This is a genomic window from Streptomyces sp. NBC_01546, from assembly GCF_045208355.1.
Classification (GTDB): Bacteria; Actinomycetota; Actinomycetes; order Streptomycetales; family Streptomycetaceae; genus Streptomyces.
Genome location: NZ_CP109379.1, coordinates 6,554,107 through 6,567,490, shown reverse-complemented (window position 1 = coordinate 6,567,490; position 13,384 = coordinate 6,554,107). Strand labels below are relative to the sequence as shown.

Here is a 13,384-nt window from a genome sequence, read left to right as displayed (position 1 = left end):
CACCGACGGACTCGGGGGGGGAGGCGGAGGTCAGTCCTCCGGGAGCTCGACCGGGGCGATGTCGTCGTAGACGTCGCCGGGGCCCGGGTTGGTGGAGTCGGTCGTGCCGCCCAGGTGGTGCATGACGCCCCAGACCGCGTTCAGGGCGGTCTGGACGGCGCCCTCGGCCCAGCCGGCCGTCCAGGAGATGTCGTCGCCCGCGAGGAAGATGCCGCGCTTGTCCTCGGGGAGGCGGTCCTGCATGAAGTGCGTGAACAGGCGGCGCTGGTAGCGGTAGTGGCCCGGGAGGTTGGCCTTGAACGCGCCCATGAAGTAGGGCTCGTTCTCCCAGGACACGGTCACCGGGTTGCCGATGATGTGGCGGCGGATGTCGACCTTCGGGTAGATCTCGCCGAGGGACTTCAGCATGACCTCCATCCGCTCGTTCGCGGACAGCGGCAGCCACTTGAGGCTGTCGTCGCACCAGGTGTACGAGAGGCAGATGACGGCGGGCTTGTCCGGGCCGTTGTCCAGCAGGTACGTGCCGCGGGTCATGCGGTCCGTGAGCGTCATCGACATGACGTCGCGGCCGGTCTCCTCGTCCTTTTCCAGCCAGAACGGGCGGTCGACCGGGATGAAGAGCTTGCTGGACTCCATGTAGTGGGTGCGCTCGATCGCCGTCCAATGGTCGATCGGGAACAGCGTGTCGTCGCACTCGATCTTGGACAGGAGCATCCAGGACTGGGCGGTGAAGATCGCGGCACGGTACGTGCGGATGTCGCCGGAGGCGTCCGTGACCGTGATGCGGTTGCCCGCCGTGCGGTGCAGGCGGGTGACCGCCGGGCGCGGGGTGCCCCCGTGCAGGGTGGACAGCGAGGTGCCCTGGGCCCAGTGGACGATCTTCTCGGGCTCGCGCTCCCACAGGCGCAGCGGGAGCTGCTGCGAGCCGCCCACGATGCCGCGGTGGTGGTCGTCGGCCTCGGTGTAGACGACGCGCAGGATCTCCAGGATGGAGTTCGGGAAGTCGGTGTCCCAGCCGCCCGTGCCGAAGCCGACCTGGCCGAAGATCTCGCGCTTGCGGAAGGACTGGAAGGCCTCGGACTTGCAGAGGAAGCCGTAGAAGGTCTCGTCGTCGAGCTTCTCGACGAGCTTCGCCCAGATCTCGCGGATGCGCGGGACGTCCCGCTCGCGCATCGCGGTGTTCATGTCGGAGAAGTCGGCGCCCTCGTCCAGGCAGGCGTTCCACGCGGCGGCGACGTCGCGGTAGACCTGCGGGAGGTCGGCGATGGTCTCGGCGTAGTGGGTCTCGCCCTTGAGGTCGACGACCGTCGAGGGGGTGGCCTCGGCGAGCGGGTTCGGGAAGGGCTCCGTGACCAGGCCGACGAGGTCGATGTAGTGCTGGAGCGCCGTGGAGGACGGCGGGAAGCGCATCGCGCCCATCTCCGCGGTCAGCTCCTCGGTGCCGGCGCCCTCGAAGCCCACGGTGCGCAGCCGGCCGCCGATCTGGTCGGCCTCGTAGACGACGGGCTTGAGGCCCATCTTCATCAGCTCGTAGGCCGAGATGATGCCGGACAGCCCGCCGCCGATGACGGCGACCTCGGTGCCGAGCTCGGTCGCCGGTATCTGACCCAGACCCGCCGGGTGGGCGAGGAAGTCGTCGTACGCGTAAGGGAAGTCCGGGCCGAACATGGTGATCGGCGGCTGTCCGTCGCTGTGCGGGACGGCGGTGGTGGGCACCGTGGACGTCATGGGGGTACGTCTCCTTGCGGCAGGGCTGGGGGAAGCGGAGGAGCGGAGGGTGCTTAGACGAGGGAGGCGTAGAGCCCGGGGCGGCGGTCGCGCAGGTACGGGTTGTTCGCGCGCGACGCGCTCAGCAGCTCGGGGTCGGCCTCGCCGAACACCAGCTCCTCGCCGCGTCCGGCCCGGGTCCGGGTGACCCCGTCGGGGCTCGCCAGGCAGCTGAGTCCGACGAACTCGAACTCGCCTTCCGGGCCGGTGCGGTTGACGTACGCGATGTACATCTGGTTCTCGAAGGCCCGTACGGGGACGAGCTGTTCGGCGACGAACTGGAACGGGTGCATCTGCGCGGTCGGCACCAGGAGGAGGTCGGTGCCGGCGAGCGCGTGCGCCCGGACGTTCTCGGGGAACTCCACGTCGTAGCAGATCATGATGCCGACGCGGAGGCCGCCGAGGTCCGCCTGGACGACGGGGGTGTCGCCGGGGGTGAAGGCGTCCTGCTCGAAGCAGCCGAAGAGGTGCGTCTTGCGGTAGTTCGCGAGCGGGACCCCGTCGGGGCCGATGAGCTGCGCCGCGTTGAAGACGGCCTCGCCGGCGCGCTCGGGGTAGCCGTACAGGACGGCGACCCCGTGGCGGCGGGCGATCTCGCCGATGGCGGCGGCGGACGGGCCGTCGGCCGGTTCGGCGAGGGCGGCGATGTCCTGGATCTCCAGGGCGTAGCCGGTGAGGAACATCTCCGAGGTCACGAGGAGCCCGGCCCCGCCCTGTGCGGCGCGCGCCACGGCCTCGTCGAGCGCCTTGAGGTTCTCGGCGGTGTCGCCGAGCCGTCCGGAGCTCTGGAGGAGGGCGGTGCGCAGCGGGGGCATGGACTACCTCTGTGACAGGAGGGGTGGGGTCGTAAAACGGTACGTTCGCGCGTTCGACCGGGACAAGCCGTGACCGTTGCGCTCAGCGCATCGATTCGTTGCGCGTTCCACCACCCCTACGACGATTCGTTGCGCAGGGCCCTGAACGCCGGGTGAGCGGCCAGGAAACGTAGATCGTCGAGGATGTCCGGGGTGTGGTCGGAGACCACGCGGCCGCTCCAGGTGTCGACCAGGGCGGGGACGGTCACGGCGCCGTCGAAGTGGTGGCCCGCGGCCTCGTACGCCAGGAGCAGCGCGGTGTGCCCGGGCGCGTCCCGGTCGGCCTCGAGGACGGTCGCGGCGACGGAGTGCCGCAGGCCCAGCAGGTCGAGGACCCCGGCCACCTGCCGGGAACGGGGACAGCCGGCGGAGAGGTAGAGGCGGTAGCGGTGCGGTACGGGCGAGAACCCGTTCCCGATGCGGCCGCGCAGGGCGGGGGCCGTACCGGTGCGGGGCAGGACGGTGTGCGAGGACATGGTTCTCCTGGGACGGCGCAGGTGCGGCGGGGGCAGGACGGTGTCCCGGTGCGCGCGGTGCGCGGCCGGTCCGGGTCACTCGTCTTGTGCGGGCGTACGGCCCTACGGGCCTACAGGCTTACGGGCCTACGGGCTTCAGCCGCGCGGGCCGAATGCGCTGCACACCCGCAGGAGGTCGATGTGCAGGCGCCGGGTCAGCCACCAGCGGCGCAGCGGCTGTGTCCCCGCGTCCGCCGTCCGGGCCTCGTCCACCGGTACCCGCCCCCGTCCCGTCCTCGGCGGCCCGCCTCGCGGTGGCTAGGCTTCCCGCGGCGGGCGCAGGCCATCCGGCCGTCTCCCGCAGTCTCGTGGCGGTGTCCGGGGCCGTCAAGAAGGCGGCGAGGGCCGGCTTCGCCGCCGCACCGAAGCGAAGGAGCGCGCACCCATGTCCCCCGAGGTACTCGACAACCCGGTCTGGTCCGCGCTGACCGGGCCGCACCGCGGCTTCGCCGAGCACGGGCCGGCCGGGCTGGCCGCCCGCTACACCGGGGACGCGAGCCCCTTCGCCGGGCTCGCCGACCCGGCGGACGCGCGCGCCTGGGCGGATCTGGCCGCGCTGGCCGGGCCGGGCGAGGGCGTGTGGGTGACGGGGCTGCTGACCCCGCCGCCGGGGTGGGAGACGGTGCTGACGATCCCGGGCGTACAGCTGGACGGCCGGGCGGTGGCGGCCGAGGCCGCGCCTGACGCGGTCCCGCTGGGGCCCGCCGACGTACCGGAGATGCTGGAGCTGGTCGCTCTGACCAAGCCGGGCCCGTTCCTGGACCGGACGGTCGAGCTGGGCACGTACCTCGGGATCCGGCACGAGGGCCGGCTCGTCGCGATGGCCGGGGAGCGGATGCGGCCGGCCGGCTGGTCGGAGATCAGCGCGGTGTGCACGCACCCGGAGCACCGCGGCCGGGGCCTGGCCGGGCGGCTGATACGCGCGGTCGCCGCGGCGGTCCGCGAGCGCGGGGACAGCCCGTTCCTGCACGCGGCGGCCGAGAACACGGGGGCTCTTCGGCTCTATGCGTCGATGGGCTTCGAGCTGCGCCGGCGCCCGGACTTCGTGGGGCTCCGTACGCCGGCCAAGGAGGCCTGATCCGGGGGCGGTTGGGATGGGCGGGTTTCGGTGGACGTCCAGCGGTCAGACGCGGGACAACCCACGGAAAGGAACTGCCATGACGGACGTCACCAGCCTGCCCGGCGCCACGCACCATTTCTGGGAGTGGCAGTCGAGGGCTGCCTGCCGGGATCTGGGATCGGGCCGGTTCTTCCATCCCGCCGGCGAGCGCGGCGAGGACCGCGAGGAGCGGGACGCGGCCGCCAAGCGGGTCTGCGCGGTGTGCCCGGTGCGCGCGGCCTGCCTGGATCACGCGCTGCGCACCCGTGAGCCGTTCGGGATCTGGGGCGGCCTGACGGAGGAGGAACGCCGCTCGCTGCGCGGCCGGGACCTCGCGGGCGCGGGCTCTAGGCCGGCGCGCCCGAGGTGAAGCGGCGCAGCAGCGGGGAGAGCACCAGGACCGACTTGGTGCGCTCCACGAAGGGCTCGCCCGCGATGCGCTCCAGGACCCGCTCGAAGTGCCGCATGTCGGAGGCGAAGATCTGGACGAGGGCGTCCGCGTCGCCGGTGACGGTCGACGCGGACACCACCTCGGGGTACCGCTCCAACCCTCGCCGGATGTCGTCCGGCGAGGTGTTGTGGCGACAGTAGATCTCGATGAAGCCCTCGGTCTCCCAGCCCATCGCGGCGGGGTCCACGCGGACCGTGAAGCCGGTGATGGCGCCTTCGGCCCGCAGCCGGTCCACGCGCCGCTTCACGGCGGGGGCGGAGAGCCCGACCTCGGAGCCGATGTCCGCGTAGGAACGGCGGGCGTCCTCGGCGAGGGCGTGCACGATGCGTTCGTCGAGATCGTTCAGTCGCACTGCGGGTGGATCACTTTTCTGCTGTGGCCAATGTGGAGCGGCGCATGCCGTACACGAAGTAGACCACGAGGCCGACGGCCATCCAGACACCGAAAGCGACCCACGTGGCGATCGGCAGGCTGTACATCATGTAGCCGCAGGCGAGGAAGCCGAGGATCGGCGTGACCGGGAAGAGCGCCACCTTGAAGGTGCGGGGCATGTCGGGCTTGGTGCGGCGCAGGATCACGACCGCGACGTTGACCAGGGCGAAGGCGAAGAGGGTGCCGATGCTGGTCGCGTTGGCCAGCTCACCCAGCGGGATGAAGGCCGCGAGGGCGCCGCAGAAGAGCGAGACGATCAGCACGTTGACGCGGGGGACGCCGGTCTTCGCGTCGACCTTGGCGAAGGCCTTGGGGACGAGGCCGTCGCGGGACATCGCGAAGAGGATGCGGGTCTGACCGTAGAGGACGGCGAAGACGACGGAGGCGATGGCGACGACCGCGCCGGCGGCGAGGACGACGCCCCAGAAGCTGTGGCCGGTGACGTCGGTCATGATCTGGGCGAGCGCGGCCTCGGTGCCCTTGAAGTCCTGCCAGGGCATGGCGCCGACGGCGACGAAGGCGACGAGCACGTACAGGATGGTGACGATGCCCAGCGAGAGCATGATCGCGCGCGGGAGGTCCTTCTTCGGGTTCTTGGCTTCCTCACCGGCGGTGGAGGCGGCGTCGAAGCCGATGTACGAGAAGAAGAGCGTGGAGGCGGCGGCGCTGATGCCGGTGACGCCGAGCGGGGCGAGCGGGGCGTAGTTGCCGGCCTTGATGCCCATGACGCCGATGCCGATGAAGAGCAGCAGCGTGACGACCTTCACCGCGACCATGATCGTGTTGATCCGGGCGCTCTCCTTGGCGCCGCGCATCAGGAAGACCATGGCGAGCAGGACGACGACCAGCGAGGGCAGGTTGATCCAGCCGCCCTCGCCCAGCGGGGCCGAGAGGCCTTCGGGGATGGTGAAGCCCAGGGTCCCCTCGAGGAGCTCGTTGAGGTACTGGCCCCAGCCGACGGCGACGGCCGCGACCGACACGGCGTACTCGAGGACCAGGCACCAGCCGCAGATCCAGGCTATGAGCTCGCCCATGGTGGCGTAGGTGTAGGAGTACGAGGAGCCGGAGACCGGGACGGATCCGGCGAGCTCGGCGTAGGACAGGGCCGAGAACAGCGCGGTCAGGCCCGCGATGATGAACGAGATCGTCACGGCCGGGCCGGCCTTGGGGGCGGCCTCGCCGAGGACGACGAAGATGCCGGTGCCCAGGGTCGCGCCGATGCTGATCATCGTCAGCTGCCACATGGTGAGCGAGCGGCGCAGCGAGCCGCCCTCGCCCTGGCCGCCCTCGGCGACCAGCTGCTCGACCGGCTTGCGGCGGAGCAGCGGGTGGGCGGGCCTGCGGGCCTCGGTCGTGGCGGGTGGCGCCTGGCCGTGGTCGAGCACGGGGTGACTCCTTCTTCGCTGCGGGTGGGGATTCAGGCGTCGACCGCAGCGGTCCGGAGCAGGAGCAGGCGAGCAGAAGCCTGCCTGGGCATGGGAGGACCGCCGAGCAGGCGGTCCGCGCCACTCCACGTACAGCGAGTGAGCCTACGAGCTGAGTGATACCGCCCGTAATGCACCATCCTTGCACATTGCCGCACGATCGTTGCGCGGATCTGTCCCAGATGGTCCTTTGTTGCGCGCGGATGATCGATCGCTGCACAGCGGACCTCGACGGGCGTTCTTGACAGCTCATCAGATCTCCCGCAGCGTGCCGCCATGGACCTGGATCTGTGGCAGGACCCCGGGCCGTTCCTGCGGGGGGTCGCCTGGCTCGACAAGGGGCGGCCCGTGCGGGCGGACCCGGCCGACAGCATGAGGCTGCCCTGGGACACCGGCGAGCGGGCCACCCTGCCCATCGGAGTGCGGCTCGAGTTCACCACCGGGACCGCGCGGGCGGTGGAGATCCGCTACCGGGCCACGGTGCCCGGCCCGACCGACGCCCTGCGCGACCTCGCGCACGGATTCGCGCTGTGGGACCGGCACGGGGTAGTCCGCGAGGTGTTCACCGAACCGGCCGCGGAGGCCGTCGTACGCATCGAACTGGGCGGCGGCACGGGCCCCTTCACCGTCCACCCGCCCGAAGCCCAGTCCCCGCTGGTCCTCGGCCTGCGCGGGATAGGCGGCCCGCTCGAGCCGCCGCCGCCCGCCCCGCGCTGGGTGGTGCACGGGGACTCCATCACCGAGGGCTGGTGGTCCACCCGGCCCGCCCACGGCTGGCCCGCGGTCACCGGCCGGGCCCTGGGCTGGGACACGGTCAACCTCGGCTACGCGGGCGCCGCCCGCGGCGAGCTCGCCACCGCCGAACAGCTCGCCGGCCTGCCCGCCGACGTCCTCACCCTCGCGTTCGGCACCAACTGCTGGTCCCGGGTGCCCTTCTCCGCCCCCCTGCTGTACGAGACCACGCGCACCTTCCTCGATCTGGTCCGCCAGGGGCATCCGCGGACCCCGCTCCTGCTGGTCTCCCCCGTCCTGCGGCCCGACGCCGAGCGCACCCCGAACCGGCTCGGCGCCACCCTGGGCGCCCTGCGCGACGCGATGGAGCGCGCCACCCGGGACCGGATCGCCGCGGGGGACGACCGGCTCGCCGTGCTCCCGGGCCGTGACCTGCTCGGTCCCGAGCACCTGGAGGACGGGCTGCACCCCAATGACTCCGGGCACCAGGTACTCGGCCTCGCTGTGGCCACGGCCCTGCGGCGGGCGGGGTTCGCCGCCGGGTGAGTGAAACAGCCCACACCGATCGCCTTGAACAGATCGAACCCACCAGGGCGTGTCCTGTGCACAGTTGCCGCCGCTGGGGCGACGGCGCGGAGCAGACATACACGTGGGAGAGATCAACATGGGCATCAAGCGCGGAACCACCCTCGCCGCGGCCGCCGTCGCCGTCATCCTGGCGGCGACCGCCTGCGGCCCGTCGGAGGACAAGGCCGCCGACACGGCCAAGCCTGCGGGGGCCGCTGCCGAGGCCTCCTCCCCGGCCTACGCCGCGGACGGCTCGGGCGCCAAGCCCGCCGGACAGCTGGCGGTCGCCACCAGCGACCAGATCGGCTCGGTCCTCACCGACTCCGCCGGTCTCACCCTCTACCGGTTCGACAAGGACACCGCCAAGCCCTCGAAGTCGAACTGCGACGGGGACTGCGCGAAGACCTGGCCGGTGGTCGCGGCCGGCGACGCCACCGCCGCGGCGGGCATGGACCCGGCGCTGCTGGGCGAGGTGGTGCGCAGCGACGGCACGAAGCAGCTGACGGTGGCCGGCTGGCCCGCGTACCGCTTCAACAAGGACGCCAAGGCGGGCGACTTCAACGGCCAGGGCGTCGGCGGGGTGTGGTTCGCGTTCGCCCCCGACGGCAAGAAGGCGGCGAAGGCGGCTCCGGCCGCGGGCGGTGCGGCCGAGGCGGGTGCGGGGCTGTCCGTGGCGAAGGACCCCAAGCTGGGTGACCACATCGTCGACGGCAAGGGCATGACGGTCTACCGGTTCAAGCCGGACACCGCGTGGCCGATGGTCTCCAAGTGCGTCGGTGACTGCCTGGCCAAGTGGCCGGTCGTGCCCCCGGTGGACAAGGCCAACGTGAAGGGCATCACCGAGCGGAACTACCTGGTGCTGGACCGCCCGGACGGCAAGAAGCAGCAGACCGTCGACTGCTGGCCGGTGTACACCTTCACCGGTGACAAGAACCCGGGCGACATCAACGGCCAGGGCGTCGGCGGCACCTGGTACGCGGTCTCCCCCGACGGCAAGCTCATCACCGTCCAGTAACCCCCCACCTCCTGACCGCGCGGCCCTGCCCTCATCCCCCGGGGCAGGGCCGCGCGCCGTTCCGCCCTGGCGGAACACCTCCTAAACTCCCCGCATGCTGCGTGTACTGGCCGTCGACGACGAGAAGCCGCTCCTGGAGGAGCTCCTCTACCTGCTGCGCTCCGATCCCCGGATCCGCAGCGCGGAGGGCGCCTCGGACGCGACCGAGGCGCTGCGCCGGATCACCGTGGCGCTGGAGGCCGGACCGGACGGCGCGGACGGCATCGACGTGGTCTTCCTCGACATCCACATGGCCGGGCTGACCGGGCTCGACATCGCCCGGCTGCTGGCCGGCTTCGCGCGGCCGCCGCTGATCGTGTTCGTCACGGCCCACGAGGGGTTCGCCGTACAGGCCTTCGACCTCAAGGCCGTGGACTACGTGCTCAAGCCCGTGCGGCCGGAGCGGCTGGCCGAGGCCGTGCGGCGGGCCTGCGCGCAGCTGGGGCGGGCCGAGGAGACGCCGGTGGCCGCCGAGGGCGCGCCGCCGGTCGCCGCCGCTGCCACCGCTCCCGCCGTACCGCCGCCGCTGCGCCAGGCGGCCGAGGTCACCATCGCCGACCGCACGCCGGACCAGATAGCCGTCGAGCTGGGCGGCGTCACCCGGTTCGTGGCGATCGCCGACATCGCGTACGTCGAGGCCCAGGGCGACTACGCCCGCCTGCACACCGACGAGGGCAGCCACCTGGTCCGCATCCCGTTGTCCACGCTGGAGGAGCGGTGGGCGGCGCGCGGGTTCGTGCGGATCCACCGCCGCCATCTGGTGGCCCTGGCCCGGATCGACGAGCTCCGGCTGGACGCGGGCACCACCACGGTCCGCGTCGGGTCCGCGGAACTCCAGGTGAGCCGCAGGCACGCGCGGGAGCTGCGGGACCTCCTGATGCGCCAGGCGACCGGCTGACCCCCGGCCGAGCGGGACCGTGCCGGACCGAGACGAGCGAGCCGAGCGGCGCCCGGCGGTCGGACGACCGTCCGGCGGCGCCCCGGCGCCGTTCGTCGCGCGCCGAGGGGCGTACGGCGATCCCCCGGTGCCGTCGGCCGCACCGCAGGGGTGAACGGCCCGCCGGTGTCACCCGCCCCGCGTATCGTGGATCTTCCGGCGCGGGAGGAGCGAGATGTCCGAAATCCAGGCCCTGCTCGACGCGCTGACCGGGCTGCCGCGCAGCGTGCCGGCCGGGCCGGCCGAGGCGGAGGCGCTGCTGGCCCGCCTGCGGAGTGCCGCCGCGCGCTGGGCCGACGTCCTGTACGAGGCGGGCGAGGGGGTCCGCGGCCAGGTGCCGCCCCGTGCGGAGGCCGCGCTGACGCTGGCCTTCCGGCGGGCGGAGGAGTCGTACGTGGAGCTGGAGATCGCGCTGCGCGACTGCGCGGAACACCGCGACCCCGCCGTCTGAGCCGTCCGGTCCGAATCGCGTCTGTTGCCCGGTCAGGGGGCGTGCATAGACTCCGGTCACCCTCCACCCAGCCGAAGGACCGACCGGTGAATCAGACGTACGCGCTGACCGCGGTCGCCGTCGTCGTCCTGGCCACCGTCCTCGTCGGCGCGCTCGGGCTGCGGATATCCCGGACCACCTCCGACTTCTACGTCGCCTCCCGCACCGTCGGGCCCCGCCTCAACGCTGCCGCGATCAGCGGGGAGTACCTCTCCGCCGCGTCCTTCCTCGGGGTGGCCGGGCTGGTGCTGCTCCAGGGGCCCGAGATGCTCTGGTATCCGGTGGGCTACACGGCCGGGTACCTGGTGCTGCTCGTGCTGGTGGCGGCCCCGCTGCGCCGCTCGGGCGCGTACACGCTGCCGGACTTCGCCGAGGCCCGGCTGGAGTCCCAGGCCGTGCGCCGGATCGCGGTGCTGTTCGTGGTCGGGGTCGGCTGGCTGTACCTGCTGCCGCAGTTGCAGGGCGCGGGCCTGACCCTGGAGATCCTGACGGGGGCCCCGCACTGGGTGGGCGGGGTGGTGGTGGCCTTCGTGGTGAGCGCGGCCGTGGCCGCCGGCGGGATGCGCAGCATCACCTTCGTGCAGGCCTTCCAGTACTGGCTCAAACTCACCGCGCTGCTGGTGCCCGCCTTCTTCCTGGTCGCCGCGTGGGCCGGGGACGGCGCGCCGCGGGCCACCTTCGACGCACCGGCCGTCTTCCGCGAGCACACCTCCGTCACGGTGGCCGAGGACGTCCGGCTGTCGGTGGCGGAGCCGCTCGTGCTGACGGTGAGCGGGCAGGTGGACGGGCGGACGTACGAGGCGGCCCCGCTGACCCTCGCGGCCGGGCAGCATTCCGTACGGGCGAACGCGCGGCTGGAGTTCGCCCCGGACACGCCCGTCCCCGACACCCGGGCGGAGGCGGGCCTCGGCGTGTCCAGCTGGTCGGAGCCGCTGTCCGGGGACCACTGGGGGTACCGGCTGTACGCGACGTACGGGCTGATCCTGGCCACCTTCCTCGGGACCATGGGCCTGCCGCACGTCGCGGTGCGCTTCTACACCAGCCCCAACGGGCGGGCCGCGCGGCGCACCACGCTGGTCGTGCTCGGCCTCGTCGGGGTCTTCTACCTGCTGCCGCCGGTGTACGGGGCGCTGGGCCGGATCTACGCGCCCGAGCTCGCCCTCACCGGCGACGCGGACGCGGCGGTGCTGGTCCTGCCCGAACGGATGCTGGGCGGGCTGCTCGGGGAGCTGCTGGGGGCGCTGCTGGCCGGCGGCGCCTTCGCGGCGTTCCTGTCGACGGCCTCGGGGCTGACCATGGCGGTGGCGGGGGTGCTGCACCAGGACCTGCTGCCGACGCGCGGGGTGCGCAGTTTCCGCTTCGCGGTGCTGCTGGCCATCCTGGTGCCGCTGGCCGGGAGCGTGGCGGCCCGTGACGTGCCGGTGGCGGACGCGGTGGGGCTGGCCTTCGCGGTGTCGGCCTCGTCGTTCTGTCCGCTGCTGGTGCTGGGCATCTGGTGGCCTCGGCTGACCCCGCCCGGCGCGGTGGCCGGGCTGGTCACGGGCGGCGGGGCGGCGCTCAGCGCGGTGCTGGCGACCCGGGGCGGACTGGCCCCGGCGGGCTGGGTGCACACCCTGTTGGCGTGGCCCGCGGCGTGGTCGGTGCCGCTCGGGTTCCTGACGATGGTGCTGGTGTCGCTCGGCACCCGGTCGCGGATTCCGGCGGGGACGGCGGCCACCCTGGCGCGGCTGCACCTGCCGGAGAACGTGGTGGCCGGGGACCGGGCGGGAGGTGTCCGGTGAGCGGAACGGCTCTCGTGGTGCTGGCGGTCGCGGCCGCGGCCCTGCTGCTGGGCGCGGGCTGGCTGGCGGGCCGGTGGCATGCCCGGCGCGGTGAGCGGGCGGCCGGCCTGGACCTCGGGACGCCGGTGGAGCGGGCCACCTTCCACACCCTGCACACGGCTTCGCTGGCCGCTCCCCCGCTGCGGGCCGGGCTGACCGAGGACGCCGCCCGCAAGGCCTCCCGGCGGCTGCGGTCGCTGCTGGGCACGGAGGCGCTGTGCCTGACCGACCGGGAGTCGGTGCTGGCCTGGGACGGCCCGGGCGCCGACCACCACCAGCGGCGGGCGATGGCCCGGGTGGCGGTGATGCTGGAGTCGGGGCGCAGCCAGAGCGTGCGGACCGAGTGCCAGCGGCCCGACTGTCCGCTGAAGTGGGCGGTGGTGGCCCCGCTCACGGGCGAGGACGGGATGCTGGGGGCGCTGGTGGCCTACGGGTCCCGGGAGTCGGCGGTACTGGTGCGGGCCGCTACGGAGGTCGCGCGGTGGGTCTCCGTGCAGCTGGAGCTCTCGGAGCTGGACCGGTCGCGGACCCGGCTGATGGAGGCGGAGATCAAGGCGCTGCGGGCGCAGATCTCCCCGCACTTCATCTTCAACTCGCTCGCCGCGATCGCCTCGTTCGTCCGGACGGATCCGGAGCGGGCCCGTGACCTGCTGCTGGAGTTCGCGGACTTCACCCGGTACTCCTTCCGCCGGCACGGTGAATTCACCACGCTCGCCGAGGAGTTGCGTTCCGTCGAGCAGTATCTGGCACTGGCCGGGGCCCGGTTCGGGGACCGGCTGAAGGTGACCTTGCAGGTGGCGCCGGAGGTACTGCCGGTGGCGCTGCCGTTCCTCTGCCTCCAGCCGCTGGTGGAGAACGCCGTGAAGCACGGGCTGGAGGACTCCCCCGAGGAGTGCCGGATCACCATCACCGCGCGCGACGCGGGCGCCGAGGCGGTGATCACCGTCGAGGACAACGGGATCGGGATGGACCCGGCACTGCTGCGCCGGATCCTGGCCGGGGAACACGCCGGCTCCTCCTCCGGCATCGGGCTGCCCAATGTCGACGAGCGGATCCGGCAGGTGTACGGGGACGACTACGGGCCGGTGATCGAGACGGGCATCGGGGCCGGTCTGAAGGTCACCGTGCGGATACCGAAGTACCGTGCGGGCGTGCACAGTTCACCTCCGGGCCAGCATCCTCCCCGGTACTGACGGTGGCGCCGCGTGGCATCCTGTGACCGGCGCGATGTGACCGGAAGGA

At 72.8% G+C, this 13,384-nt stretch carries 14 protein-coding genes; 8 read left to right on the top strand and 6 right to left on the bottom strand.

What is annotated here, in order from left to right; all coding sequences use genetic code 11:
* Positions 1–30 precede the first annotated feature (30 nt).
* From OHA89_RS30170 to OHA89_RS30155, 4 genes are all read right to left on the bottom strand, one after another.
* The gene (locus OHA89_RS30170) at positions 31–1,728 is read right to left on the bottom strand and encodes an NAD(P)/FAD-dependent oxidoreductase (RefSeq protein ID WP_266610846.1); all 1,698 of its coding nucleotides are present in this window, start codon (positions 1,726–1,728) and stop codon (positions 31–33) included.
* A 53-nt stretch (positions 1,729–1,781) separates the two neighbouring features.
* Entirely contained in the window at positions 1,782–2,582 is an 801-nt protein-coding gene (locus OHA89_RS30165) for a carbon-nitrogen hydrolase family protein (protein WP_266610845.1), read from the bottom strand.
* Positions 2,583–2,698: 116 nt separating this feature from the next.
* Complete coding sequence (locus OHA89_RS30160; protein WP_257557284.1) at positions 2,699–3,097, bottom strand: hypothetical protein; 399 nt, start codon at positions 3,095–3,097, stop codon at positions 2,699–2,701.
* A 135-nt stretch (positions 3,098–3,232) separates the two neighbouring features.
* Positions 3,233–3,349 carry a cell envelope biogenesis protein OmpA gene (locus OHA89_RS30155; protein ID WP_257557283.1) on the bottom strand — a complete coding sequence of 39 codons (117 nt, stop codon included), beginning with the start codon at positions 3,347–3,349 and terminating at the stop codon, positions 3,233–3,235.
* 172 nt (positions 3,350–3,521) lie between these two features.
* Between OHA89_RS30155 and OHA89_RS30150 the strand changes: the two genes are divergently transcribed.
* The gene (locus OHA89_RS30150) at positions 3,522–4,214 is read left to right on the top strand and encodes a GNAT family N-acetyltransferase (protein WP_266610842.1); all 693 of its coding nucleotides are present in this window, start codon (positions 3,522–3,524) and stop codon (positions 4,212–4,214) included.
* A 79-nt stretch (positions 4,215–4,293) separates the two neighbouring features.
* On the top strand, positions 4,294–4,605 hold the full coding sequence (locus tag OHA89_RS30145; protein WP_215145332.1) for a WhiB family transcriptional regulator: 312 nt from the start codon (positions 4,294–4,296) through the stop codon (positions 4,603–4,605).
* Here the strand turns inward: OHA89_RS30145 and OHA89_RS30140 are convergent.
* A complete protein-coding gene (locus OHA89_RS30140; RefSeq protein ID WP_030027017.1) occupies positions 4,583–5,038 on the bottom strand; it encodes an Lrp/AsnC family transcriptional regulator in 456 nt (151 codons plus the stop codon). The genes OHA89_RS30145 and OHA89_RS30140 overlap by 23 nt on opposite strands.
* A gap of 10 nt (positions 5,039–5,048) precedes the next feature.
* Entirely contained in the window at positions 5,049–6,503 is a 1,455-nt protein-coding gene (locus tag OHA89_RS30135; RefSeq protein ID WP_257557280.1) for an amino acid permease, read from the bottom strand.
* Between the two features lie 315 nt (positions 6,504–6,818).
* Here OHA89_RS30135 and OHA89_RS30130 point away from each other — a divergent pair, with 315 nt between their 5' ends.
* The 6 genes from OHA89_RS30130 to OHA89_RS30105 all read left to right on the top strand — a co-directional run bounded on the left by OHA89_RS30130 (position 6,819) and on the right by OHA89_RS30105 (position 13,335).
* Positions 6,819–7,820, top strand: a complete 1,002-nt coding sequence (locus OHA89_RS30130) for a GDSL-type esterase/lipase family protein (RefSeq protein ID WP_266610838.1) — start codon at positions 6,819–6,821, stop codon at positions 7,818–7,820.
* Between the two features lie 118 nt (positions 7,821–7,938).
* Positions 7,939–8,856 (top strand): SCO0930 family lipoprotein, encoded by a 918-nt coding sequence (locus tag OHA89_RS30125; protein WP_406368639.1) that lies wholly within the window; start codon positions 7,939–7,941, stop codon positions 8,854–8,856.
* A gap of 94 nt (positions 8,857–8,950) precedes the next feature.
* On the top strand, positions 8,951–9,793 hold the full coding sequence (locus tag OHA89_RS30120) for a LytTR family DNA-binding domain-containing protein (RefSeq protein WP_215145326.1): 843 nt from the start codon (positions 8,951–8,953) through the stop codon (positions 9,791–9,793).
* Positions 9,794–10,007: 214 nt separating this feature from the next.
* On the top strand, positions 10,008–10,283 hold the full coding sequence (locus OHA89_RS30115) for a hypothetical protein (RefSeq protein ID WP_215145324.1): 276 nt from the start codon (positions 10,008–10,010) through the stop codon (positions 10,281–10,283).
* An 86-nt stretch (positions 10,284–10,369) separates the two neighbouring features.
* Positions 10,370–12,103 carry a cation acetate symporter gene (locus tag OHA89_RS30110; protein ID WP_266610833.1) on the top strand — a complete coding sequence of 578 codons (1,734 nt, stop codon included), beginning with the start codon at positions 10,370–10,372 and terminating at the stop codon, positions 12,101–12,103.
* Positions 12,100–13,335, top strand: a complete 1,236-nt coding sequence (locus OHA89_RS30105; protein WP_257557275.1) for a sensor histidine kinase — start codon at positions 12,100–12,102, stop codon at positions 13,333–13,335. Before OHA89_RS30110 ends, OHA89_RS30105 begins: the two co-directional genes overlap by 4 nt.
* Positions 13,336–13,384: the final 49 nt, after the last annotated feature.